Raw genomic sequence first — 24,786 nt, 5'->3', positions numbered from 1 at the left:
TTTTTCGGTTTCTACAGCACGAGGTTTCCGTCCCATGGCCCGACCCGCCGGCCCCTCCTCCGCGCGCCCCCGGCCCAGCCTGGGACGGCCCGCCCCCAGCCCGCGCAAGGGAGCGCCCCGCGAGGCCGCGAAGGAGCCGGGAAAGGACCGCATCCGCTCCGGCCGCAGCCGGCAGGAAAAGCCGCCCTTCTTCTCGCCCGCCATGCGCGCCTTCGTCGTCGCCCGTGCGCGCGAGGCGATGGGCTTCGTGCTGGGCCTGTTCGGCCTGCTGCTGATGGTGCTGCTGGGCAGCTACGACCCGCATGACGCCTCGCTGAACTCGGTCCCGGCCACGGCGGGTGGCGCCCACAACCTGTTCGGCATCCCCGGCGCCTATGCCGCCGACCTGCTGATCCAGTCGCTGGGCTGGGCCGCCTTCGTCATCGCGCTGGTGCCGATGTTCTGGGGCTGGCGGCTCGGCGCCCAGCGCAAGCTCGGCAACCCGCTGTTCCGCACCGTCCTGGCGCTGTGGGGCGTGTTCCTGGTGGCGATGGCGCTGGCCGGCCTGACCGACGCCTCCACCGATCCGCTCGCCCCCCTTCCGGGCGGCAGCATCGGGCAGGTGCTGTTGCGCGGGGTCGCCAACCTGTTCGGGCCCGAGCCGATGGTGGCGACGGCCGCCGCGGTGGGCGGCGGGCTGGTGCTGTTCCTGGCGGCCGGCCTGTCGATCGGCGAGTGGATTGCCAGCTTCCGCGCGCTCGGCCGTGGCATGGTCAACGGCGTCCACCTGATCCGCCAGGGCACCCGCAACGGCGTGGACTCCCTGCGCCGCCACGGCCGCAATGCCGCGCAGGCGGCCTCGGTCGCCGTGGACGCCTCGCTGCGCGGCGGCAAACACGACATCCCGCGCTTCGACGAAGCCGTCCGGGTGCCCCAGCCTCCCCCCGCCGGCCTCGATGCCAGCCGGGTTACGCTGACGGCCGGACCAGCGGCAGGCCCGGCTGCCGCCCCCGGCACAACCGCCCTGGGCGGAGCCGACAAGCCGGCCCGCAGCGTTCCCATCGTCACCCCGCCCAAATCCGCAGCACCGGAGACCAAAGGCGACAAATCGGACCCGCGCCAGCCCCGCCTGCCACTGGGCGAGGAGGAGGGACCTCCGGGCTACGAGCTGCCGCCGCTCGACCTGCTGCAGGTGCCGCCCACCGGCATCCGCGGCGAGCAGTTGGACGAGGCGGCGCTTCAGCGCAATGCCAGCCAGTTGGAAGGCGTGCTGGGCGATTTCGGCGTGCGCGGCGAGATCCAGAAGGTCCATCCCGGCCCGGTCGTCACCCTGTACGAGCTGGAACCGGCCCCCGGCACCAAGTCCTCCCGCGTCATCGGCCTCGCCGACGACATCGCCCGTTCGATGAGCGCCGTGTCGGTCCGCGTCGCCGTGGTCCCCGGCCGCAACGTCATCGGCGTCGAGCTGCCCAACGCCAAGCGGGAGACCGTTCTGCTGCGCGAACTGATGGCGGCGGAAGGCTTCGACAAGCATGGCGGCAAGCTGGCGCTGGCGCTCGGCAAGGACATCGGCGGCCAGCCGGTGGTCGCCGACCTCGCCCGCTTCCCCCATCTGCTGGTCGCCGGCACCACCGGCTCGGGCAAATCGGTGGCGATCAACACGATGATCCTGTCGCTGCTCTACCGGCTGCCGCCGGAGCGCTGCCGCTTCATCATGATCGACCCCAAGATGCTGGAACTGTCGGTCTATGAAGGCATCCCCCATCTGCTGACGCCGGTCGTCACCGATCCCAAGAAGGCGGTGGTCGCGTTGAAATGGACGGTGCGGGAGATGGAGGACCGCTACCGCAACATGTCCAAGCTCGGCGTGCGCAACATCGAGGGCTACAACGCCCGCCTGCGCGAGGCGCGCGAGGGCGGCGAGTCGCTGACCCGCCGCATCCAGACCGGCTTCGACCCCGACACCGGCAAGCCGCTGTTCGAGGAGCAGCCGCTCGACCTGACCGAGCTGCCCTACATCGTGGTCATCGTCGACGAGATGGCCGACCTGATGCTCGTGGCCGGCAAGGACATCGAGGCGGCGATCCAGCGTCTGGCCCAGATGGCGCGTGCCGCCGGCATCCACCTGATCATGGCGACGCAGCGCCCGTCGGTCGATGTCATCACCGGCACCATCAAGGCCAACTTCCCGACCCGCATCAGCTTCCAGGTCACCAGCAAGATCGACAGCCGCACCATCCTCGGCGAACAGGGGGCCGAGCAGTTGCTGGGCCAAGGCGACATGCTCTACATGGCCGGCGGCGGCCGCATCACCCGCGTCCACGGCCCCTTCGTCTCCGACCACGAGGTCGAACAGATCGTCAGGTTCCTCAAGGCCCAGGGCGAGCCGAATTATGTCGACGCCATCCTGGAGGACGAGGAGGGCGAGCAGTCCTTCGACGACGATGCCCTGCCCGGCACCGGCGGCGGATCGGGGGACGACCTCTACGACAAGGCGGTGGCGGTGGTCTGCCGCGAGCGCAAGGCCTCGACCAGCTTCATCCAGCGCCAGCTGCGTATCGGCTACAACTCCGCCGCCCGTCTGATCGAGCGGATGGAGACCGAAGGGGTGGTCAGCAAGCCCAACCACTCCGGCAAGCGCGAAGTCCTGGCCCGCAACATCGACGAATGAGTGTTTCCTGGCACCCCGTTGACAGCGGGCGGGTGCAGCACCAATATCGGGGGTAGGTGGGCCGGGGACTCCTATTCCCCGGCCCGCCCGCCCGATCTTAGTGCGTCAGAAGGTCAAGCAGCCGCTTGACGATCTCCAGCACCAGGATCAGGAGAGTGAGGATTTTCTCCATCCTCCAGCCCTCCGTTGGTACGGCGGCGATGGCGGCCCTCCCGCCATCGCGTCCGCCGGCGGACTATGGCCCAGGCGGTCACTTCCGCAAACGGGAAACCCACGCGAACGTGTTCTTTTTCCGGTTGCAGGCAGCGCTGTCGCGCGCCGTGCTTTCGATCAGCGCCGCAGCGGCACCAGCGATCCCAACAGGAACAGCGCGGCGGCAGCCACCACCACGCTCGGCCCCCCCGGCAGATCCCAGTTCAGCGAGGCCAGGATCCCGGCGATCACCGCCAGGATGCCCAGGACGGAGGCCAGCGCTGCCATGCCTTCCGGCGTGCGGGCGAAGCGGCGGGCCGCCGCCGCCGGGATGATCAGCAGCGACGTGATCAACAGGATGCCGACGATCTTCATGGCGATGGCGATCACCAGCGCGATCAGCAGCATGAAGGCCAGCCGCAGGGCGTCGACCGGCATGCCCTCGACCCGCGCCAGATCCTCGTCCACCGTCACCGCCAGCAGCCGGCGCCACAGCAGCGCCAGACCGGTCAGCGCCACCGCGCCGCCACCATAGATCGCCATCAGGTCGCCGTCGGTCACCGACAGGATGTCGCCGAACAGGTAGGCCATCAGATCGACGCGCAAGGTCTCCAGGAAGGCCAGCGCCACCAGCCCCAGCGACAGCGAGCCATGCGACAGGATGCCCAGCAGCGTGTCGGCGGCGAGATGGCGCCGCCGCTGCAACGCCACCAGCGCCAGCGCCAGCGACACGCAGACCACCATCACGCCGATCATCGGGTTGACGCCGAGCAGGAAGCCCAGCGTCACACCCAGCAGGGCGGAATGTGACAGCGTGTCGCCGAAATAGGCCATGCGCCGCCACACCACGAAGGAGCCCAGCGGCCCGGCCAGCAGGGCGATGCCGCCGCCGGCCAGCAGGGCGCGGATCACGAACTCATCCATGGCAGCAGTCCCCGTCATGGTCGTGCACGACCTTGCCGTCCTCGGCATGGGCATGGTCGTGGTGGTGGACATAGACGGCAAGGTCGCGGGCATGGCCGCCGAACAGGGCGTGATATTCCGGGTGCCGGCTGACATCCTCCGGCCGGCCGGAACAGCAGACATGGGCGTTCAGGCAGATCACCCGGTCGGTGCGCGCCATCACCGTGTGCAGGTCGTGGCTGACCAGCAGCACGCCGCAGCCGCGCCGCTGCCGCACCTGGGCGATGCGGTTGAACAGCTCCGCCTGCCCATGCACGTCCACCGCTTGGTCGGGCTCGTCGAGCACCAGCAGGTCCGGCTCGCCCAGCAGGGCGCGGGCCAGCAGCACCCGCTGCATCTCGCCGCCGGAAATCGTCTGCACCGCCGAGTCGGCGAGCCGCGTCACCCCGGCCTCCTCCAGCGCCGCCGCCACCTGATCGGCGGTCACCGGCCGCCACAGCGCCAGGAACCGGCGCACGGTCAGCGGCAACGTTTGGTCCACCGACAGCCGTTGCGGCATGTAGCCGATGCGCAGGTTGGGCCGCCGCAGCACCCGACCGCCATCGGGCGCCGTCAGCCCCAGCACGGCGCGCACCAGCGTCGTCTTGCCGGCACCGTTCGGGCCGATCAGCGTCACCACTTCGCCCGGCTGGACGGCGATGTTGACGCGGTCCAGCACGGTGCGGCGGCCGAAACGGACGGTCAAATCCTCGGTCCAGGCGAGCGGGCCGGCGAAGAGGGCGGAGCCATCCCGGTTTGGTTGGGGTGTTGACATGTTACGTTATAACGTGACACCAAAGTGAAGCCGGTTTCCCTATGCGCTGAAACCGGAAGCCTGTCCAGCAAGTCTAGAGGATCCCTCCCATGCGTCGATTTGCCCTGTCCAGCCTTCTGACCGGCACCCTGGGCGCTCTTGCCGTCACCGCCATCGCCACTGGCGCCCTGCCGGCCCGGGCCGAGGCACCGAAGGTGGTGGTGTCGATCAAGCCGATCCATTCCCTGGTCGCCTCGGTCATGCATGGGGTGGGCGAGCCGGTCCTGCTGGTCCGCGGCGGCGCCTCGCCGCACAGCTACACGATGAAGCCATCGGACGCGAAGGCGCTGTCGGCCGCCGATCTGGTGGTCTGGGTCGGCCCCGAGCTGGAAGGGTTCCTGGAAAAGCCGCTGAAGGCCAACGCGCCGAAGGCGACGAGACTGACCCTGATGGAGCAGAAGGGCCTGACCCTGCTGCAGACGCGCGAAGGCGGTGCCTGGGAGGCGCACGACCATGGACATGAGGGCGGCCATGAGGGGCACGGCCATAAGGATCATGATCACAAGGACCACGATCACGCTGCCGACCATGACGACGACCATGACGAGCTGAACAGCCACATCTGGCTCGATCCCGCCAACGCCCGCGCCATCGTCACCGCGACGGCGGACGCGCTGGCCGCCAGGGATCCGGCCGATGCGGAGGCCTACCGCACCAACGCCGACCGCACGCTCCAGGCCATCGACGCGCTGGATGCGGAACTGAAGGCCACGCTGGCGCCGCTGAAGGACAAGCCCTTCGTCGTCTTCCACGACGCCTACCAGTATTTCGAGGCGCGCTATGACCTGTCGGCGGTCGGCTCCATCACCGTCAGCCCGGACCGCCGCCCGTCGGCCAAGCGGCTGTCGGCGATCCGCGCCAAGATCGCCGGGCTGAACGCCGCCTGCGTCTTCGCCGAACCGCAGTTCGAGCCGACGCTGGTCCGCACGGTGGTCGAGGGAACCAAGGCGAAGACCGGCGTGCTCGACCCCGAAGGCGCCGACCTGCCGGAGGGCGAGGCGCTCTACCCCACCCTGCTGCGCAACCTCGCCGCATCGCTGCGCGGCTGCCTTGGCGCTTAAGCCACGGCCGGGCCTGTGCTAAACCGCTGGGAGGGCGGGAAACTCCGGCCGGAAGAGTCGAACAGAGGATGGGCGTCATGAAGATCGGTGTCGTCGGGTGCGCGGGGCGCATGGGCCAGATGCTGGTGCGCGAGATCGCGGCGACTGCGGGCTGCACGCTGGCCGGCGGGACCGAGCGGCTGGGCGGCCCGGCGCTGGGCAAGGATTCTGGGCATCCTGTCCGGGATCGACCCGCTGGGCGTGACCGCCATCGACGACCCGGTCGCCCTCTTCGCCGAGGCCGACGCGGTGATCGACTTCACCAGCCCGGACTCGACGGAACGGCACGCCGCACTCGCCGCCCAGTCGGAGACCGTGCTGGTCGTCGGCACCACCGGCCTCAACCCGTCGCAGCAGGCGGCCATCGCCGCCGCGGCCACCCACACCGCCATCGTCCAGTCGCCCAACATGTCGCTGGGCGTCAATCTGCTGCTGGCTCTGGTGGAGCAGGTCGCCCACGCGCTGGACGACGACTACGACATCGACATCCTGGAGATGCACCACCGCCGCAAGGTCGATGCGCCGTCAGGCACCGCGCTCGGTCTCGGCCGTGCCGCGGCGGCCGGGCGCGGGGTGGCGCTGGAGGATGTCTGGCAGAAGGTGCGCGACGGCCACACCGGCGCCCGTCCACGCGGCGAGATCGGCTTCGCCACGCTGCGCGGCGGCGACGTGATCGGCGACCACACCGTGTTCTTCGCCAGCGAGGGCGAGCGGGTCGAGCTGACCCACAAGGCGTCGGGCCGCGGCATCTACGCCAAGGGCGCCGTCCGCGCCGCCCTGTGGGCGCAGGACAAGACGCCGGGCCTCTACAGCATGCGCGACGTGCTGGGCGTCTGAAAACCGGCCCCTGAAAGCTGGGGCTTGAAAAGCAGGTGGGGCGGCGGGTCCTACACCCCCGCCCCGTCGCGCTCCAGCACCGCCAGGAAGGCCTCGACCACCCGCGGGTCGAAATGGCTGCCGGCCTCCGCCCGCAGCAGGTCCAGCACCTCGCCGATGTCCCACGCCTTCTTGTAGGGGCGGCGATGCAGCAGGGCGTCGAACACGTCGGCGACGGCGACGATGCGGCCGGCCAGCGGGATGGCGTCGCCGGCCAGCCCCTTCGGATAGCCGCTGCCGTCGAACTTCTCGTGATGGCTCTCGGCGATCTCCGCGCCCATCGACAGGTAGCCGTGGCGGTCGCCGCCGCAGGCATCGCGCAGGATGCTGCCGCCGATGGCGGCATGCTCGCGCATCACCGCCATCTCCGCCTCGTCCAGCCGGCCCGGCTTGCGCAGGATGGCGTCGGGGATGCCGACCTTGCCGACATCGTGCAGCACGCTGGCCAGCCCGATGGTGTCGCAGAACCAGTCGTCCAGCTCGTGCGCGAAAACATTGCGGGCGTGGAGTTCGCGGGCGATGGCGGTGGCCCAGCGGCCCAGCCGCTTCACATGGTCGCCGGTGACCTCGTCCTTGTATTCGGCCAGCTTGCCCAGCGCATGGACGGTGGCGATCTGCGCCTGGTTCAGCCGCTCGTAAAGCCGCAGATTGTCCAGCCCGACCGCCGCCTTGGTGCAGAGCAGCTCCACCAGCGGCCGGTCGCCCGCGGCGAAGGGACCGCCCAGCAGGCAGAGCGCCAGCGGCGGCGCATCGCGGCCGCGCAGCACGGCGACTCCGCAGCAGGCGCTCCAGCGCGTCTGCCCGTCGGCCAGCGCCGCCAGCACGGTGGCGGCCGCCTCCGGCGGCAGGTCGTCTGCCGGCAGCCCGGCCTCCGCGACGATGGACGGTCGCCCATCCTCCCCGGCGGCGCACAGCAGGGCGGACTGGGCGCCGCCCGCCAGCGCCGCCGCCCGCCCGACCAGCCCGGCCAGGAATTGCGGGCGCGAGCGCAGCCCGGCCAGATGGTCGGCCGCCTCCATCACCCGCTCCAGCCCCTGGCGGCCATGCTCGATGGTGGCGATGTGCTGGTAGGAGCGCAGTGCCGCGACCGCGGCGGTGTAGAGCTTCTGCGCCGTCAGCTCGCTCTTCGCCTTGTAGTCGTTGATGTCGTAGGCGGCGATCACCTGCCGTTCGGGCGCCTGCCCCGGCTGGCCGGTGCGCAGGATGATGCGGATCTGCCGGTTGCCCATCTCCTCGCGGATGTGGCGGACCAGCTTCAGCCCGGCATCGTCGGTCTCCATCACCACATCCAGCAGGATGGCGGCGATGCCCGGATGCTCCGCCAGCAGCGACCGCGCCTGCCTTGCGGTGTAGGCGGACAGGAAGCGGACCGGCCGCTCCTCGAACATCATCTCGCCCAGCACGACGCGGGTGATGGCATGGACCTCGTGGTCGTCGTCGACGATCAGGATCAGCCAGGGCGGATTGCGCCGCCCGCCGTCGGCGGATTCCTCCGCTTCGGCGGCGAATTCCAGGACATCCGCGGCGGAGTCCCGCCGGAGAATGTCCGCCCTGTCGGCCCCTTTGCCCCCGTCGACCATCACCGCCCCCGCGGATCGATTCGCTTTCGCCAGCGTCAAGAAAGTTACCGGCGCGTGCACCACCTCATTCGCAGACAATTTTCGGTGAAGTTATGATGAGTTGTCAATGAATCGGCTCAGGCCGTGCGCTTCCAGGCCACGGTCAGCAGCCCGGCGCCCATCAGCAGCGAGCCGCCGACCCGGTTGACCGTCCGCTGTACCGACGGCGTCCTGACCGCGCGCCGCGCCGCCGAGGCCAGCAGGGCATAGCCGGCGGCGTTCAGCGTCGCCAGCACCAGGAAGGTCGCCTCCATCACCACCATCTGCCCGGCCAGCGGGCTGCCGGTGTCGAGGAACTGCGGCAGGAAGGCGACGAAGAAGACGATGCTCTTGGGGTTCAGCGCGGTGACGGCATAGGTGTGCAGCATCATGCGCCAGGGCCGGACATCCCGGTCGTCGGCCGCGGCCTCGGCGTTGCCGACCGGCGCCCGCCACAGCTTGATGCCGAGATAGAGCAGATAGGCGGCACCCGCCCATTTCAGCAGGGTGAACAGCGCCGCCGAGGTCGACAGCAGCACCCCCAGCCCCAGCATGGAGGCGGTCATCGCCGTGAAGTCGCCCAGCGCCACCCCGGCCACCGTCGCCATGGCCGATTTCCGCCCATGGCCCAGGGCATAGGACACCACGATCAGCACCGTCGGCCCCGGAATCATCAGCATGATGGCGGAGGCGGCTGCGAAGGCGAGCCACAGGTCGGCGGACATGGTGCTGTCTCCAATATGGGTAGTGACCCACTCATCAATCCACAGCCGGCTGGCATGCGCAATGCCATTGGCGGTGGACCGGAACGCCGATAGGCAAAAGCCCGTCCGACGCAAGAGCGCAGTGGCGGCGGAGCCGGCCGAAATTTGCCGCGTCAGACCCGCGAAACGGTCACAGGCGGAATAATTCGCCGCAACCTATGTTGGTCCCGGTATCGGCCGGTCCGCGGCGGCATCGCCCAGGCGCCGGTTGTGGCTCCATCGTCGAATTGTCACAGCCGAACGTCATAGGCACCATTGTGGAATCCGGAACGAAGGTCTAGTTTGTTTGTGCCCCCAACGATTTCCCGAGCATGGGAAGGTGCCATCCATGAACCTGCACAATCTGGCCAGCGATATGGTGCAAACCGCTCTGGCCTGTGAAAAGGCGCTCCCCGGACGGGCGAACGCCGACGAACACGATCTCGCCCGGCACATCCTGGTCGAACCCGACCACGCCTGGCACGTCTGCGAGACCTACGCCCGCGCGGTCAGCATTCCGGTCGAACAGCTCCCGGTCAGCCAGCTCCGCGGCCTCATCAGCGACATTGTCCTGTCGAAGCTTCCCCGTTACGACTGAGTTTCTCGATCCCAAGGGCCGGCGCCGTATCCGGCCGATGGCCGGAACGATCCGGGTTTACCGAACCCCGCACTCCAAGTTCCGTGGTGCCACCATGGCGATCGAGCTTCATTCCTTTACCGTAACGCTGGCCGTCGCGGATGCGACCGGCTGCTCCAGCGCCGCCGAGCATCGTGCCCGCATCTGGAAGGCCGTGTCCGACCTGTCGGCCGCCGTCCGCAATGCCGGCATGGCGACCGAGGCCCGTTTCCGCGGCCAGGACCGCCAGGGCCATGTCCTGTTCGAGGCGACCGACACCGGCGCCGCCTTCCTGCGCGGCCTGCCCGCCATCGCCAGCGTCGATGACGCGCGCAGGAACGGCGGGCGCGTCCAGCTTCGTCACTGAAGCCCCGTCACTGACGGCCCGGCGGGCACCGCTCCCGCTGGAAAAGCAAAGGCCCGCCGCTCCGATCCGGGGCGGCGGGCCTTGCCGTGTTGGAAACAGGGTTCAGCGCGCGCGGTGGCGCAGCGGCCGGACGTTGCTTTCGGTCTCGACCTCTTCCTCGGTGGGGCGCACCTTCTTCAGCTGGACGATGAAACGCTCGGCGCCGTTCTCCATCACGGCGATGCCGGTCAGGCCATGCGCCCAGTCACAGGGAACGACGTGGATTTCCTTGATGGTGGCGGTGCCGGCCGCAAGCTCCGCACGGTCCAGGACCACGTCCCCGACCCGGAACCCCAAATAGGCGTCGATCAGCATTCTCTTGGGCGTCCGTCTTCCGTTTCAGGCCACGCACCGGGGCCGGCACCGACGGCCGGGCTCCCTTACGATGGACCATCTTGCCATAGATTGGGCCGTTCGCGACGCTTTCCCAGCGATGACGACGCAGTAAACCGACAGGGACCCCCGTTTGTCCCACGGCCGGCGGGGCCGGACGGCAGGCGCGGAAGCGGCCGTCCCCGTCCGAGGGAGGAGACGGAAACGGCCGCTTCGGCGGTCCCCGGACCCTTGGACTGATGCCCGGGACCGGGGCGGGAACGCCGGCCGTCACACCAGCGGCGACCGGGACGGCGGCGTCCGGCAGGTGCAGAATAGTTCGACCGGCAAACCATTTGCGCCCCTACCTTCGTTCAGCCCTGCACAGTTCTTGAGCAATTCCGAGCCCGCCCGTTGTTGGCGGCGGCAGCATTGCGATAGGGTCGTCGCACAGCTCCCCTTCCCACCCCAAAGAGGTCCGTCGGTCGTGCAGAGTTGGCTGGTGCTGGCCGTTTCGGCGGCCTATCTGGGGGTTCTGTTCGCCATCGCCTGGTGGGGCGACCGGCGCACCGCCGGGGGCGCGCTGCTGTCGGCCTCGCCGCGGGCGACCGGCATCCTCTTCGCGCTGACGCTGTGCATCTACAACACCAGTTGGAGCTTCTACGGCTCGGTCGGCCGGGCCTCGGCCAGCGGCTTCGATTTCCTGCCGATCTATCTGGCGCCGATGATCCTGCTGCTGGCGGCCCGCCCGGTGCTGACCAAGACCATCGCCATCACCAAGGCGCAGAACGTCACCTCCATCGCCGACTTCATCGGCGCCCGCTACGGCAAGAGCCAGGCGGTGGCGGCGCTGGTGACGCTGACGGCGCTGGTCGGCGTGCTGCCCTACATCGCCTTGCAGCTGAAGGCGGTTGCCGCCAGCTTCGACGTGCTGACGGCCCCGTCGCTGGCCGCCCCGGCCGCCCTGCCGCCGCCGGTCTGGGGCGACACCGCCTTCGCGGTGGCGCTGTCGATGGCGGTCTTCACCATCCTGTTCGGCGTCCGCCACATCAACGCCAGCGAGCATCACCGCGGCCTGATGCTGGCCATCGCGTTTGAGAGCCTGGTGAAGCTGACCGTCTTCCTGGCGGTGGCCGCCTTCATCGTCTGGGGGATGTTCGACGGCTACACCGACCTGATCGCCCGGCCGCAGGCGGAGCCGCTGCTGTCGCCCGACTTCACCGACCCGACCTGGTGGTCGAACACGTCGATCTCGATCATCGCCTTCCTCTGCCTGCCGCAGATGTACCATGTGATGACGGTGGAGAACGACAATCCCCGCCATCTGCGCGCCGCCGCCTGGATGTACCCCTCCTATCTGGTGGCGCTGAGCGCCCTGATGATCCCCATCGCGGTGGCCGGCCTCATCACCTTCGGGCCCGACAGCGGAAGCGACGGCATCAACCCCGACACCTTCATGATCACCCTGCCCATCGCGGCGGGGGCCAGCGGCTTCAGCCTGCTGTCCTTCATCGGCGGCCTGTCGGCGGCGACCGGCATGGTCATCGTCGCCGCGGTGTCGCTCAGCACCATGCTGTGCAACGACGTGGTGATGCCGCTGCTGCTCAGCCGCAAGCACTTCGCCGCCCGCGTCGGCCGGCGCGACATGGTCGGCACGCTGCTGCTGGTGCGGCGGCTGTCGGTGGTGGGCATCCTGCTGCTGGCCTATGTCATGCACCGGCTGGTCGACCGCGACTACCCGCTGACCGTCATCGGCCTCCTGTCCTTCGTCGCGGTGGCGCAGTTCGGCCCGGCCTTCTTCGGCGGGCTGTACTGGCGGCGGGCCAACCGGGTGGGGGCTCTGGCCGGGCTCGGTGCCGGCTTCCTGCTGTGGGTCTACACGCTGCTGGTGCCGTCGATGGCGCGCATCGTGCCGGTGCCGGACGCCTTCCTCGATCACGGCCCCTGGGGCATCGGCTGGCTGCGCCCGCAGGCCCTGTTCGGGATCGAGGGGCTGGACCCCATCTCGCACGCCAGCCTGTGGAGCCTGCTCGCCAACCTGATCGCCTTCGTCGCCGGCTCGCTGCTGGCCCGCCCCAGTGCCGTGGAGCGCACCCAGGCCGTCTTCTACACCACCGCGACCGCCGACCGCGACGAGGACGACACGCCGCAGGCGCTGGCCAGGCTGGCCGACCTGCGGGCGCTCGCCATCCGTTTCGTCGGGGCGGAGCGCGGCAACGCCGCCTTCGATGCTTATGCCGCCGGACGCAAGGGCGAGACCGGCCCCGCCGACCTCGACGCCGTCCGCTTCACCGAGACGCTGATCGCCGGCGCCATCGGGGCGGCGTCGGCGCGGGTGGTGATGGCCGCCTCTCTGCAAGGCCGCTCGCTGTCGCGCGGCGACGCCATGGCGATGCTGGACGAGGCGTCGGAGGCGCTGCGCTTCAACCGCAAGCTGCTCCAGGCGACGCTGGAGAACATCGGCCAGGGCATCTGCGTGATCGATGCCGACCACCGCATCGCCGCCTGGAACCACCGCTATCTGGAACTGCTCGACCTGCCGGCCGACATGGTGCGGGTTGGCGTGCCCTTCGCCGACCTGATCCGCTTCAACGAGCGCCGCGGCGAATACAGCGCCCGCGACATGACGGCGCTGCTGACCAACCGCGACACCGCCAACCAGCAATGGCCCTACCGCTACGAGCGGCGCCGCCCCGACGGCACGGTGCTGGAGATCGTCGCCAACCCGCTGCCGGAAGGCGGCTATGTCTCGACCTACACCGACGTGACCGAGCGCTACCGCGCCGCCGAGGCCCTGCGCGAGGCCAACGAGAGCCTGGAGCACCGCGTGCAGGAGCGCACCGACGCGCTGCAACAGGCGAAGGCGGAGGCCGAGGCGGCCAACGCCAGCAAGACCCGCTTCCTCGCCGCCGCCAGCCACGACCTGCTGCAACCGCTGAACGCCGCCCGCCTGTTCGTCTCGGCGCTGGAGGAGAGCATGCGGGGACCGCTGCCGACGCCCGGCCAGCGGGAGTCGGAATGCGGCATGATCGACAACGCCGCCGCCTCGCTCCGCTCGACCGAGATGCTGCTGGGCGGACTGCTCGACATCTCGTCGCTCGACGCCGGCAATGTCCGGGTGAAGATGCGCAGCTTCGCCATCGACGAGCTGCTGGGCGGGCTGGGGGTGGAATTCTCCGCCCTGGCGCAGGAACGCGGCCTGACCTTGAAGGTGGTGGGCTGCGGTGCGGTGGTGCGCTCCGACCCGCAGCTTCTGCGCCGGGTGTTGCAGAATTTCCTGTCCAACGCCATCCGCTACACGCCGAAGGGCCGCGTCCTGCTCGGCTGCCGGCGCCGCCGCGACCCCATTCACGGTGATCGCCTGCGCATCGAGGTTTGGGACACCGGCCCCGGCATCCCCGAGGCCAAGCGCCACGAGGTGTTCGAGGAGTTCCGCCGGCTGGGAGGCGAAAACGGCGGCGGCAATCCGGCCGATAAGGGATTGGGCCTCGGCCTCGCCATCGTCGACCGCATCGCCCGGCTGCTCGACCATCCCGTCACCCTGCGCTCCACCGTCGGGCGCGGCACCGGCTTCGCGGTGGAGGTGCCGATGGAGCAGTCGCGCGCCACCCCGGTCACCCGACCGGTCTCCACGCCTGCCGCCCTGTCGGCCGGGCTTCTGGTCCTGTGCATCGACAATGAGGAGCCGATCCTGGCCGGCTTGCGTGCGCTGCTCGGCCAATGGGGCTGCCGGGTGGCGACGGCATCGGACGTCGAAGGCGCCCTGGCGGCACTCGCCCCCTTCGACGGGGCGCTTCCCGATGTGGTCTGTGTCGATTATCACGTCGGCGACGGGCAGACGGGGCTTGCGGTTCTGGAGCGGTTGCGGGAATTGTGGGACCGCCCGGTCAAGGGGCTGCTGCTGACCGCCGACCGCTCCGAAGCGGTGCGGGCGGAAGCGGAGCGTTGCGGCTGCGGGGTGCTCTACAAACCGGTGAAGCCGGCGTCGCTGCGCCGCTTCCTGAACGGGGCGGCCTTGCAGACGGCGGCCGTGGCCGAGCGTTAAGGCTGGAACCGGACAAAAGCCGGGCGGCCGCAAATGGGGGGAGTGCGGAAGCCATGGGCGAGGACAGCGCAGCAGGCGCATCGGCAACGGCTGGACAAACGGCGGCTGAACAAACGGCGGCCGCGCAAACGACAGCCGGACAGACGACAATCGTCATCGGCGACGACCATCCGCTGGTGCAGGCGGCGCTGCGCGACGCGCTGGGCCGGGCGATGCCGGAGGTGCGGGTGATCGAATGCCCGGACCTCAACTCGGTGATGACCGCGGTGGGAGCGCAGCCGGACGGGATCGACCTCGTCCTGCTCGACCTGAACATGCCCGGCACCCACGGTTTCGCCGGCCTGTTCCTGATGCTGGCCCACCACCCGACCGTGCCGGTCGCCATCCTGTCGGCCTTGCAGGATCCCGACACCATCCGCCGGGCGCTGGCCTATGGCGCCTCGGGCTACATCCCGAAGTCGCTGTCGATGCCGGCGATGGCCGACGCCATCCGCGCCATCCTGTCCGGCGAGACCTGGGCGCCGCCGCTGTCGGCGGTGTCATCGGAAGCCGACGAGGCAGACTCCGCCCGCCGCTTCGCCTCGCTGTCGCCGCAGCAGCTGCGCATCCTGACGATGATCGTCGACGGCAAGCTGAACAAGCAGATCGCCGGCGAACTGAACGTGTCGGAGCAGACGGTGAAGGTCCACGTCTCCAGCATCCTGCGCAAGCTGAACGTGGTCAGCCGCACCCAGGCCGCCGTCGTTGCCGGCCGGCTGGCGGTGGGCGGCGACGTGCTGCGCTAACGCCCGCTTCTCCCACGACCACACTCCCGAGTGCCTCCATGGTTCTGCTGCTGAGCATTTCGCTGACCCTGTCGCTGGTCGTCCTGCTCGGCGCCGCGGCGATGGAGCGGGCCGCGATCCTCGGCCGGATCAACGGAGCCAATGGCCTGACGATTCTGGTGGCATTGGTCGTCTCGGCCGCCGCCTCCCTCGTCGCGGCCATGCTCGCCGGCTGGATCGGCGGGTGGGGCGCCATGCTGACGGTCCTGGTGGGATCGGCCCTCTATCACTGGGCTATGGCGAAGCTGCTTCTGAGTGGCTTGCAGGGCATCGCGTCCCGCATCGCCGCCACCGACCGGGCGAAGTCGCCGTTGCGCTGACCTCGCATTCCGTTCTTCCTTTGTACGCATAAGCTGGCGCTTGCTCCGCCGCTTTGCTAAGCTGCCGTCATCATGATCACCGCCCTGCACAGCGTCTGCCGCGACTGCGCCGCCGCCCTCCCCGGCGCAGGATCGGGCGCAGGATCGGGTGACTTGACGCGCTGCCCGAAATGCGGCAGCCGGCGGCTGTTCCGCCATGCCGAGCTGCACAGCCTGCATATCGGCCACATCGACTGCGACAGCTTCTATGCCACGGTGGAGAAGCGCGACCGGCCGGAGCTGGCCAGCCGCCCGGTGATCGTCGGCGGCGACGACCATCGCGGGGTGGTCGCCGCCTGCTGCTATGTCGCCCGGATATCGGGCGTGCGCTCGGCCATGACGATCCGCGAGGCGCTGGACCGCTGCCCCGACGCCACCATCATCCGCCCCAACATCGCCAAATATAAGGAAGTCGGCCATCGGGCCCGCGAGATCATGGAGGCCTTCACCCCGCTGGTCGAGCCGATCAGCATCGACGAGGCCTATCTCGACCTGACCGGCGTGGAAGACCGCCTCAGCATCAGCCCGGCCCAGGCGCTGGTTGAGATCGTCCGCCGCTTCGAGCGGGAACTGCGCATCACCGCCTCCATCGGCCTCAGTTACAACAAGCTGCTGGCGAAGATCGCCTCGGATCTCGACAAGCCGCGCGGCTTCTCCGCACTCGGCCGGGCGGAGGCGGCGGCCTTCCTGGCGCCCAAGCGGGTGACCATCCTGTGGGGCGTCGGCCCGGCCTTGGAGCGCAAGCTGTTCGCCGACGGCATCACCCGCGTCGGCGATCTTCAGGACAGGGATGAGCATTGGCTGGTCAAGCGCTACGGCGCCATGGGCCGGGTGCTCTACAGCTACGCCCGCGGCGAGGATTCCCGCCGGGTGCACCCCGAGTCGCCGAGCAAGAGCATCTCGTCGGAGGAAACCTTCGACTGGGACGTCACCACCCTGCCCGCCCTGGCGCAGGAGCTGCGCCCGCTGGCCGACAAGGTCGCCCGCCGGCTGGAGCGCGAGGGGCTGCTCGGCCGCAGCGTGGTGCTGAAGCTGAAGACCAAGGATTTCCAGCAGTTGACCCGGTCCCGCCGGGTCGAGCCGACCCGCTCGGCGGACGCGATCCTGGCGGCCGGCCTCGCCCTGCTGGAGCGCGAGGTCGACGGCCGCGCCTTCCGCCTGATCGGCATCGGCTGCACCGACCTGACCCACCCGGAAACCGCGCCGGACCCGGAACTCGACCTGTTCGGGTGAACCGCGGGGTCAGAACGTCGATAGCGCGGCGCAAAGACGTGGAAAGGAGAAAGCACAGTGCAGAATGAGGCTTGGTTCCGGGACACGCTGGAATTCGCCAGGACCCTCCACAAGGGTCAGGTCGACAAGGCCGGCGCCCCCTATTGGAGGCATCTGGAACGGGTCGCCCACCGCCTGATGGAGCGGTTCCCCGACGCCACCAAGGCCCAGTTCCAGGCCGCCCTGCTCCATGACGCCATCGAGGATGCCGGCGCCACCGCCGACGATCTCCGGGCGGCTGGCGTCGAGGAGGAGGCCATCGCCGCCATCCAACTGGTCAGCCGGAACCTGAACCCCGAAGGAAGCTATCTCGACTGGATCGGGCGGATCGCCGCGAGCGGCAACCTCACGGCGATCCGCGTCAAGCTGGCCGACAATCTGGACAACAGCGATCCCGCCCGCGTCGCCGCCATCGCCGCCGGGCCGCGGATGGTTGCCGAGAAATACGCACCGGCCAGGGCGATCCTGGAACGGGCGATCCTCGAACAGGCGCTGTAACCGGCTCCGACCCGGAATTGGACCTGTTCGGGTGAGAGGCAGCATGAAAGATCGGCGGCCTTGGCACAGGGCTGTATTACCCATGGCCGCCCAGCCGACGAAGCGGTTGTGAAGCGTCTTGCGTGCAGTCGCTCTTCCGACCGCGGATCACGCGGCGACGGCGCCTCCGTCCGCACCGGGAGGCTCGACGGCCAAAACGGTAAGGGTCTTCGCCTCGCCCTCACGCGTGTACCATGTGATCGACTGTCCTTCCGCGACGCCGATGAGGGCCGCGCCAATGGGGGTCAGCACCGACACCCGACCGGCCGCGAGGTCGGCGTCACCCGGATAGACCAGGGTGACAGTGCGCTCCTGTCCGGTTACCTCGTCCCGGAACGCCACGCGCGCGCCCATCGTGACCACCGTCGCCACGAGTTCGCCGGCATCGATCACCGCAGCGCGCTCCAGTTCGACCGTGAGGTACGCGTACACATCGGGCAACCTCTCGGAAACGGCCTCCACCAGAGCCGAGAGGCGGTCATGGTCGGTGGCGGTCAGCACGATGGGCGGAAACTGGTCTGCGGGACGCATCGAGGTCTTCCTTCGCTTTTCTCGGCATGCTCAACCGACTGCCGGGCGACGCCCCCCGGTGGACGCCTCATCGGTCATGCAGCGGTTGCATGTGATAAACCCGCGACCGCAGGGATGCGGTTCGAGCGGCTCTTTTGGATTCGGAGACGATGTTGGCCCCGGACGGTCCGGGAGCCTTGCCTCAGGCGACCAAATCCGGGGCGGGCGAGCCTGCGTGAACGCGGCCTGCACGCAGGAGGTTACGGATATGGCGGGGCGGCAGTGTCATGGTTCCCCGAACTTGGACAGGTTCGCGCCGGAATTCAAGGATTACACGATCACGACGGTGGCATGGGCCCCCACTCCCTGAGGCAGGCCGGTCCTGGGCGAACGTACCCCCCAGGGAGACGTTCCCTCGACGGTCAGTCCGCCCGGTCCTCCAGCGCCGGCAGGTTGCCGGGGCGCACGATGCTGCGGATGGCGAAGCTCGACTGGATGCGCACCACGCCGGGGAGGCGCGACAGCGAGTCCTTATAGATGCGGTCGTAATCGCTGGGATTCTGCGCCACCACCCGCAGCAGGTAATCGGAACTGCCGGACAGCAGATAGCACTCCCGCACCTCCGGACAGCGGCGGACGGCGGCGTCGAAACGGCGCAGATACTCGTCGGTCTGCCGTTCCAGCGTGATCTGGACGATGACGGTCACCGACCGCTCCTCGTCCGCCGTCTCGATGATGGCGGTATAGCCGCGGATGACGCCGGAATGCTCCAGCATGTGCAGGCGGCGCAGGCAGGCCGAGGGAGACAGCCCGACCTCCGCCGCCAGCTTGGCGTTGCTCATCCGGCCGTCCTTGCGGAGAAGGCGCAGGATCTTGTGGTCCAGGGCGTCCAGGGCGTGCATGCAACTTTATTCGAAGACGTGGCGGATCGTGCGGAAGCTCCACCACACTATGGGGGATTCATGCAAGGCTTTGCAGAGATTCACCCGCTTCGCCGGCCGTATAGTGACATCGCTGAGACAATCTGCCCCACCGATGGTTTCCTGGGATACCAATGGTTCTGCCGGATTCGATCGGCCGGATTGATTGAAACGGGCGTTCGGATCGGGGAGATCTCGCATGGTCACGCGCATCGGCGTTCCCAAGGAAATCAAGAACCACGAATACCGCGTCGGGCTGACGCCGGCATCGATCCGCGAACTGGCGGCGGACGGCCATTCCCTGCTGGTGCAGAGCGGCGCCGGCGCCGAGATCGGCTTTTCCGACGAGGCCTACCGCGCGGCGGGGGCCGAGATCGCCGAAACCGCCGAGGAGGTCTTTGCGAAGGCCGAGCTTATCGTGAAGGTCAAGGAGCCGCAGCCGGCGGAATGTCGCAGGCTGCGCCCGGATCAGGTGCTCTTCACCTACCTGCACCTCGCCCCCGATCCCGAACAGGCCCGGCTGCTGATGGAGAGCGGCTGCACCGCCATCGCCTATGAAACCGTCACCGACCGCGCCGGCCGCCTGCCTCTGCTGGCGCCGATGTCGGAGATCGCCGGCCGCATGGCGATCCAGGTCGGCGCCGTCGCCTTGCAGAAGAGCAACGGCGGCTCCGGCATCCTGCTGGGCGGCGTGCCCGGCGTGCTGCCCGGCAAGGTGCTGGTCATCGGTGGCGGCGTGGTCGGCGCCAACGCCGCCCGCATGGCGATGGGGCTGGGCGCCGACGTGACCATCGCCGACCGCTCCATGCCGCGGCTGGCCCAGCTCGACGATCTGTTCGGGCCGCGGCTGAAGACCGTCTATGCCTCCGCCGACACCCTCGACCGGCTGGTCGCCGATGCCGATCTGGTGGTCGGCGCCGTGCTGGTGCCGGGGGCGGCGGCGCCGAAACTGGTGCGCCGCGACCAGCTGGCCGGCATGCGCCGCGGGTCGGTCCTGGTGGATGTCGCCATCGACCAGGGCGGCTGTTTCGAGACCAGCCACGCCACCACCCACTCCGACCCGACTTATGTGGTGGACGGCGTCGTGCATTATTGCGTCGCCAACATGCCGGGTGCCGTCGCCCGCACCAGCACCGAGGCGCTGAACCATGCCACCCTGCCCTTCGTCCAGGCGCTGGCCGGCAAGGGCTGGAAACGGGCGCTGGCCGAGGATCCGCACCTGCTGGCCGGGCTGAATGTCCAGGGCGGCCGGCTGACCTATCCGGCGGTGGCGGAGGCGCTCGGACAGCCCTTCACCGACCCGCGCGAAACGGTCGGCGGATGATGTGAACAGCTGTTGACAATAAACTGAACGATATTTCTCGGAAACCGTAGGACTGGAAATTTTGAACGGAAAAATCGCGACGCGTCGGAACGATTGTTGTTTTTTTCAACCCTTGGAAAGAGAGTGTTGCGCCTACGGATCAAGTTGCATTACCTGTCTGTCACAAGAAAAAGGGTAACATATGCAACCGGCGCTTAAGTGCCGGGGCCAAAGACCAAGAACAGTTTTGAACAGGGTAAGGCGCGGCGCCTTTCGCCGACTGGTGCTGTCCGGACGGTCACTCCGTCCGAACTGGCCCGCGATTCACAAGCAGGATGTCCGGCAGCGATGCCGGTGGGGACGCCACGGCTGCAAGCCCGTGCCGCGCAAGTGGGAGCTGTTGACCATGGTCGAACGACGGAATGCCGCTCGGGTGCATGACCGCACCCCCGCGACCTCGTCGCATATCCGGAAGATGCCCGCCTGGATGCCCGTCCTGGTGAAGGCCGGCCTTGTCCCGGCTCCGCGCATGCCGGCCCGCAGCGGTCCCCTGTAACGAATTCGCCCGAAGCCCCGCCGGATCCCGCATCCGGCGGGGCTTCGGCAAGAACCGGGTGCGGCGGCGGGGTTCCAAGCGTCCCCTGCCTCGGTCCTGGATGTTCTCCCCCGTTCATCCGGATCGGAACTCCGCTGCCGCACACGGCTCACTCTTTTTCGCGTGCCTGCCTATTCGTTGATCTGGGAGAGTGGGAGAAGCCTGCCTGATGGAATATTTTCTTCAGCAATTGATCAACGGCTTGTCGCTCGGTGCGATCTACGGCCTGATCGCAATCGGTTACACGATGGTGTACGGCATCATCGGCATGATCAACTTCGCCCATGGCGAGATTTACATGATCGGCTCCTTCGTGGCGCTGATCACCTTCCTGGCCATCGGCGCGCTCGGCATCACCTGGGTGCCGCTGGCGCTGCTGATCATGCTGCTCGCCTCCATGCTGTTCACCAGCGTCTATGGCTGGACGGTCGAGCGCATCGCCTACCGGCCGCTGCGCTCCTCGCCGCGCTTGGCGCCGCTGATCTCCGCCATCGGCATGTCGATCTTCCTGCAGAACTACATCCAGATCCTCCAGGGCGCCCGCTCCAAGCCGCTGCAGCCCATCCTGCCCGGCAACCTCACCCTGATGGACGGCGCCGTCTCTGTCAGCTACGTCCGGCTCGCCACCATCATCATCACGCTGGTCCTCATGGTCGGCTTCACCATGCTGATCAACCGCACCTCGCTCGGCCGTGCCCAGCGCGCCTGCGAGCAGGACAAGAAGATGGCCGGGCTGCTCGGCGTCAACGTCGACCGCGTCATCTCGCTGACCTTCGTCATGGGGGCCGCACTCGCCGCCGTCGCCGGCATGATGGTGCTGCTGATCTATGGCGTCATCGACTTCTACATCGGCTTCCTGGCCGGCGTGAAAAGCTTCACCGCCGCCGTGCTCGGCGGGGTCGGCTCGCTGCCCGGCGCCATGCTCGGCGGCGTGGTCATCGGCCTGATCGAAGCCTTCTGGTCCGGCTATGTCGGCTCCGAATGGAAGGACGTCGCAACCTTCTCCATCCTCGTCCTCGTCCTGATCTTCCGGCCCACCGGCCTGCTCGGCCGGCCCGAGATCGAGAAGGTGTAAGCGCCATGACCACGCACTCCAACACCCTCTCCGCCGGACGCGGCGCCGCGCGCGGCGTCGACTGGGCCGCCACCGTCAAGGACGCCGGCCTCGCCGCCTTCGTGGCCCTGCTGCTGACCGTGCCGCTGGTGGGCTTGCGCACCGTCGACCGCCCCACCGGGCTCGGCATCGAAGCCCGGCCGGAAGAAGTCATCGCCTCGCTGGTCCTCGTCTTCCTCGGCCGGCTCGGGCTCGGGCTGATCCGCCAGGGCATGGCGCTGCCGGTGCTGATCCTGGCGCTGGTCTGCGCCGGCATCGGGCTGGTGCTGCCGATGCCGACCCAGGTGCTGCGCCTGGTGCTGGTGCTGGGCGGCGGCGTCATCGCCATCCGCGCCGCCATGACCGTCGCCACCGGCCGCTCCAAGCTCAGCCAAGCCGACCGCGACAAGCGCATGGATCGATTCGCCGCCAAGGTGCAGCATGCCAGCAAATACATCGGCCCGGTCGCCGTCGTCTTCGCCGCCATCCTGCCGATGACGCCGCTGGCCGACCGCATGCTGCTGGACATCGGCATCCTGCTGCTGACCTACATCATGCTGGGCTGGGGCCTGAACATCGTGGTCGGTCTGGCCGGCCTGCTCGACCTCGGCTATGTCGCCTTCTACGCCGTCGGCGCCTACAGCTACGCGCTGCTCGCCCATTATTTCGGACTCAGCTTCTGGCTCTGCCTGCCGCTGGCGGGGCTGCTCGCCGCCTGTTCCGGCGTGCTGCTCGGCTTCCCCGTCCTGCGGCTGCGCGGCGACTATTTCGCCATCGTGACCTTGGGCTTCGGCGAGATCATCCGCATCATCCTGGTCAACTGGTACCAGTTCACCGGCGGCCCGAACGGCATCTCCGGCATCCCGCGGCCGAGCTTCTTCGGCATCGCCGACTTCTCCCGCACCCCGGCCGAGGGCATGGCCGCCTTCCACGAGCTGTTCGGGCTGGAGTTCTCGCCGCTCCACCGCATCGTCTTCCTCTACTACCTCATCCTGGCTTTGGCCCTGGTGGTGAACCTGTTCACGCTCAGGGTGCGCAAGCTGCCGCTGGGCCGGGCCTGGGAAGCGCTGCGCGAGGACGACATCGCCTGTGCGTCCTTGGGCATCAACCGCACCAACATGAAGCTGGCGGCCTTCGCCATCGCGGCGATGTTCGGCGGCTTCGCCGGCTCCTTCTTCGCCACGCGCCAGGGCTTCATCAGCCCGGAGAGCTTCACCTTCATCGAGTCGGCGATCATCCTGGCCATCGTGGTGCTGGGCGGCATGGGCAGCCAGATCGGCGTGGTGGTCGCCACCCTGCTGGTGATCGGCCTGCCGGAAGCGTTCCGCGAGCTGGCCGACTACCGCATGCTGGCGTTTGGTGCCGGCATGGTGGTGATCATGCTGTGGCGTCCGCGCGGCCTGCTGGCCCATCGTGACCCGACCATCCTCCTGCATGGCGGCAAAAAGCCCGCCGCGGGAGCCGCGAAATGAGCGCCGTCATGACTGAAAAGCCGCTTCTGTCGGTCGAACACCTGACCATGCGCTTCGGCGGTCTGGTGGCGAACAACGACGTGTCGTTCGAGGCGCGGGCGGGCGAGATCACCGCGCTGATCGGCCCCAATGGTGCGGGCAAGACGACGCTGTTCAACTGCGTCACCGGCTTCTACACGCCGACCGTGGGGCGGCTGACGCTGCGCCATCCCGCCGGCAAGGAGTTCCTGCTGGAGCGGATGCCGGGCTACCGCATCGCCCAGCTGGCGGGCGTGGCGCGCACCTTCCAGAACATCCGGCTGTTCAGCGGCATGAGCGTTCTGGAGAACCTGATCGTCGCCCAGCACAACAAGCTGATGCGGGCGTCCGGCTTCGCCATCGCCGGCCTGTTGGGCCTGCCCGGCTTCCGCAAGGCCGAGCATGAGGCGGTGGAGCTGGCGAAATACTGGCTGGACCGGGTGCGGCTGACCGAGTTCGCCGACTGGGAAGCCGGCAATTTGCCCTACGGCGCCCAGCGCCGGCTGGAGATCGCGCGCGCCATGTGCACCGAGCCGGTGCTGCTGTGCCTGGACGAGCCGGCGGCCGGCCTGAACCCGCGCGAGTCGGGGGAGCTGGCCGAGATCCTGACCTTCATCCGCGACGTGCAGACCCCGCAGGGTCACCGCACGGGCGTGCTGCTGATCGAGCATGACATGAGCGTGGTGATGCGCATTTCCGACCATGTGGTGGTGCTGGACTATGGCCGGAAGATTTCCGACGGCACTCCGGAGCATGTGAAGAACGACCCGGCGGTGATCCGCGCCTATCTGGGCGAGGACGAGGACGAGGCGCTGCCGCCGGAGGTCGCCGCCGACCTGCACATCGCGCCCACCGCCGGCCAGAAGGGAGCCTGAACCATGCTGAAGGTATCGGGCGTCCACACCTTCTACGGCGCCATCGAGGCGCTGAAGGGCATCGACATCGAGATCGGCGCCGGCGAGATCGTCTCGCTGATCGGCGCCAACGGGGCCGGCAAGTCGACGCTGCTGATGACGATCTGCGGCAGCCCGCGGGCGCGCCAGGGCCGGGTGTTCTTCGAGGGCGAGGACATCACCGACCTGCCCACCCACGAGATCGTGCGGCGCGGCATCGCGCAAAGCCCGGAAGGCCGGCGCATCTTCCCGCGGATGACGGTGCTGGAAAACCTGCAGATGGGCTCCATCGTGGCGCAGCCCGGCAGCTTCGAGCGCGAGCTTGAGCGGGTGCTGACGCTGTTCCCGCGGCTGAAGGAGCGCATCAACCAGCGCGCCGGGACGATGTCGGGCGGCGAGCAGCAGATGCTGGCGATCGGGCGGGCGCTGATGAGCCAGCCGCGGCTTCTGCTGCTGGACGAGCCCAGCTTGGGGCTGGCGCCGCTGATCGTGAAGCAGATTTTCCAGGTGATCCAAGAGATCAACCGGGAACAGAAGATGACGGTGTTCATGGTCGAGCAGAACGCCTTCCACGCGCTGAAGCTGGCGCACCGGGCCTATGTGATGGTGACGGGGAAGATCACGATGACGGGGACCGGGGCGCAGCTCCTGGCCGACCCGGAGGTTCGCGCGGCCTATCTGGAAGGGGGACACTGA

Annotated in this window: 21 protein-coding genes and 1 pseudogene; 15 read left to right on the top strand and 7 right to left on the bottom strand. The window is 68.7% G+C overall.

Going from position 1 to position 24,786, the window contains the following annotated elements; all coding sequences use genetic code 11:
• Nucleotides 1-34 precede the first annotated feature (34 nt).
• On the top strand, nucleotides 35-2,650 hold the full coding sequence (locus ACWPN8_RS33000) for a DNA translocase FtsK (RefSeq protein ID WP_492243850.1): 2,616 nt from the start codon (nucleotides 35-37) through the stop codon (nucleotides 2,648-2,650).
• Between the two features lie 330 nt (nucleotides 2,651-2,980).
• Here ACWPN8_RS33000 and znuB read toward each other — a convergent pair whose 3' ends face one another.
• Both znuB and znuC read right to left on the bottom strand, forming a co-directional pair.
• Entirely contained in the window at nucleotides 2,981-3,766 is a 786-nt protein-coding gene (znuB, locus tag ACWPN8_RS32995; protein ID WP_098736094.1) for a zinc ABC transporter permease subunit ZnuB, read from the bottom strand.
• Nucleotides 3,759-4,559 (bottom strand): zinc ABC transporter ATP-binding protein ZnuC, encoded by an 801-nt coding sequence (gene znuC, locus ACWPN8_RS32990; protein WP_199237715.1) that lies wholly within the window; start codon nucleotides 4,557-4,559, stop codon nucleotides 3,759-3,761. Before znuC ends, znuB begins: the two co-directional genes overlap by 8 nt.
• Before the next feature lie 89 nt (nucleotides 4,560-4,648).
• On the opposite strand from znuC, the gene znuA reads away from it, so the two are divergent.
• Together znuA and dapB are read left to right on the top strand one after the other, a co-directional pair.
• Entirely contained in the window at nucleotides 4,649-5,659 is a 1,011-nt protein-coding gene (gene znuA / locus ACWPN8_RS32985; RefSeq protein WP_109451265.1) for a zinc ABC transporter substrate-binding protein ZnuA, read from the top strand.
• Between the two features lie 77 nt (nucleotides 5,660-5,736).
• Nucleotides 5,737-6,535 (top strand): annotated as a pseudogene (gene dapB / locus ACWPN8_RS32980) (4-hydroxy-tetrahydrodipicolinate reductase).
• A gap of 50 nt (nucleotides 6,536-6,585) precedes the next feature.
• On the opposite strand, the gene ACWPN8_RS32975 reads toward dapB, so the two are convergent.
• Both ACWPN8_RS32975 and ACWPN8_RS32970 read right to left on the bottom strand, forming a co-directional pair.
• Nucleotides 6,586-8,154 carry an HD domain-containing phosphohydrolase gene (locus tag ACWPN8_RS32975; protein WP_492243849.1) on the bottom strand — a complete coding sequence of 523 codons (1,569 nt, stop codon included), beginning with the start codon at nucleotides 8,152-8,154 and terminating at the stop codon, nucleotides 6,586-6,588.
• A 116-nt stretch (nucleotides 8,155-8,270) separates the two neighbouring features.
• Entirely contained in the window at nucleotides 8,271-8,897 is a 627-nt protein-coding gene (locus ACWPN8_RS32970) for a LysE family translocator (protein WP_492243848.1), read from the bottom strand.
• Nucleotides 8,898-9,264: 367 nt separating this feature from the next.
• Here ACWPN8_RS32970 and ACWPN8_RS32965 point away from each other — a divergent pair, with 367 nt between their 5' ends.
• Both ACWPN8_RS32965 and ACWPN8_RS32960 read left to right on the top strand, forming a co-directional pair.
• Nucleotides 9,265-9,513 carry a hypothetical protein gene (locus ACWPN8_RS32965; RefSeq protein WP_098736097.1) on the top strand — a complete coding sequence of 83 codons (249 nt, stop codon included), beginning with the start codon at nucleotides 9,265-9,267 and terminating at the stop codon, nucleotides 9,511-9,513.
• 94 nt (nucleotides 9,514-9,607) lie between these two features.
• Nucleotides 9,608-9,898 carry a hypothetical protein gene (locus ACWPN8_RS32960; RefSeq protein ID WP_098736280.1) on the top strand — a complete coding sequence of 97 codons (291 nt, stop codon included), beginning with the start codon at nucleotides 9,608-9,610 and terminating at the stop codon, nucleotides 9,896-9,898.
• Between the two features lie 102 nt (nucleotides 9,899-10,000).
• On the opposite strand, the gene ACWPN8_RS32955 is transcribed toward ACWPN8_RS32960, so the two are convergent.
• Nucleotides 10,001-10,252, bottom strand: a complete 252-nt coding sequence (locus ACWPN8_RS32955; RefSeq protein ID WP_109048879.1) for a hypothetical protein — start codon at nucleotides 10,250-10,252, stop codon at nucleotides 10,001-10,003.
• Between the two features lie 484 nt (nucleotides 10,253-10,736).
• On the opposite strand from ACWPN8_RS32955, the gene ACWPN8_RS32950 reads away from it, so the two are divergent.
• The 5 genes from ACWPN8_RS32950 to ACWPN8_RS32930 all read left to right on the top strand — a co-directional run bounded on the left by ACWPN8_RS32950 (nucleotide 10,737) and on the right by ACWPN8_RS32930 (nucleotide 17,247).
• Nucleotides 10,737-14,294, top strand: coding sequence for a hybrid sensor histidine kinase/response regulator (locus tag ACWPN8_RS32950; RefSeq protein WP_492243847.1), 3,558 nt, complete (start codon nucleotides 10,737-10,739; stop codon nucleotides 14,292-14,294).
• Nucleotides 14,295-14,347: 53 nt separating this feature from the next.
• The gene (locus ACWPN8_RS32945) at nucleotides 14,348-15,079 is read left to right on the top strand and encodes a LuxR C-terminal-related transcriptional regulator (protein ID WP_492243846.1); all 732 of its coding nucleotides are present in this window, start codon (nucleotides 14,348-14,350) and stop codon (nucleotides 15,077-15,079) included.
• Between the two features lie 38 nt (nucleotides 15,080-15,117).
• Entirely contained in the window at nucleotides 15,118-15,438 is a 321-nt protein-coding gene (locus ACWPN8_RS32940; protein WP_492243845.1) for a hypothetical protein, read from the top strand.
• Nucleotides 15,439-15,510: 72 nt separating this feature from the next.
• Entirely contained in the window at nucleotides 15,511-16,710 is a 1,200-nt protein-coding gene (locus ACWPN8_RS32935) for a DNA polymerase IV (protein WP_492243844.1), read from the top strand.
• A 57-nt stretch (nucleotides 16,711-16,767) separates the two neighbouring features.
• Nucleotides 16,768-17,247: an HD domain-containing protein gene (locus ACWPN8_RS32930; RefSeq protein ID WP_492243843.1), complete on the top strand. Its 480-nt coding sequence runs from the start codon at nucleotides 16,768-16,770 to the stop codon at nucleotides 17,245-17,247.
• 147 nt (nucleotides 17,248-17,394) lie between these two features.
• Here the strand turns inward: ACWPN8_RS32930 and rnk are convergent, their stop codons facing one another.
• On the bottom strand, nucleotides 17,395-17,817 hold the full coding sequence (gene rnk / locus ACWPN8_RS32925; protein ID WP_109451280.1) for a nucleoside diphosphate kinase regulator: 423 nt from the start codon (nucleotides 17,815-17,817) through the stop codon (nucleotides 17,395-17,397).
• A gap of 401 nt (nucleotides 17,818-18,218) precedes the next feature.
• Complete coding sequence (locus ACWPN8_RS32920; protein WP_109451282.1) at nucleotides 18,219-18,698, bottom strand: Lrp/AsnC family transcriptional regulator; 480 nt, start codon at nucleotides 18,696-18,698, stop codon at nucleotides 18,219-18,221.
• A gap of 217 nt (nucleotides 18,699-18,915) precedes the next feature.
• On the opposite strand from ACWPN8_RS32920, the gene ald reads away from it, so the two are divergent.
• From ald to ACWPN8_RS32895, 5 genes are all read left to right on the top strand, one after another.
• A complete protein-coding gene (gene ald / locus ACWPN8_RS32915; protein ID WP_109451286.1) occupies nucleotides 18,916-20,040 on the top strand; it encodes an alanine dehydrogenase in 1,125 nt (374 codons plus the stop codon).
• Between the two features lie 743 nt (nucleotides 20,041-20,783).
• Complete coding sequence (locus ACWPN8_RS32910) at nucleotides 20,784-21,689, top strand: ABC transporter permease subunit (RefSeq protein ID WP_109491242.1); 906 nt, start codon at nucleotides 20,784-20,786, stop codon at nucleotides 21,687-21,689.
• A 5-nt stretch (nucleotides 21,690-21,694) separates the two neighbouring features.
• Nucleotides 21,695-23,179: a high-affinity branched-chain amino acid ABC transporter permease LivM gene (gene livM / locus ACWPN8_RS32905; RefSeq protein WP_492243842.1), complete on the top strand. Its 1,485-nt coding sequence runs from the start codon at nucleotides 21,695-21,697 to the stop codon at nucleotides 23,177-23,179.
• Nucleotides 23,176-24,072 (top strand): ABC transporter ATP-binding protein, encoded by an 897-nt coding sequence (locus tag ACWPN8_RS32900; RefSeq protein ID WP_492239656.1) that lies wholly within the window; start codon nucleotides 23,176-23,178, stop codon nucleotides 24,070-24,072. Before livM ends, ACWPN8_RS32900 begins: the two co-directional genes overlap by 4 nt.
• Before the next feature lie 3 nt (nucleotides 24,073-24,075).
• Nucleotides 24,076-24,786 (top strand): ABC transporter ATP-binding protein, encoded by a 711-nt coding sequence (locus ACWPN8_RS32895; protein ID WP_014189439.1) that lies wholly within the window; start codon nucleotides 24,076-24,078, stop codon nucleotides 24,784-24,786.

Source organism: Azospirillum sp. UENF 112521 (assembly GCF_058780665.1).
The sequence above is the reverse complement of the archived record's forward strand: the minus strand, read 5'-3'. Positions and strand labels throughout refer to the sequence as shown.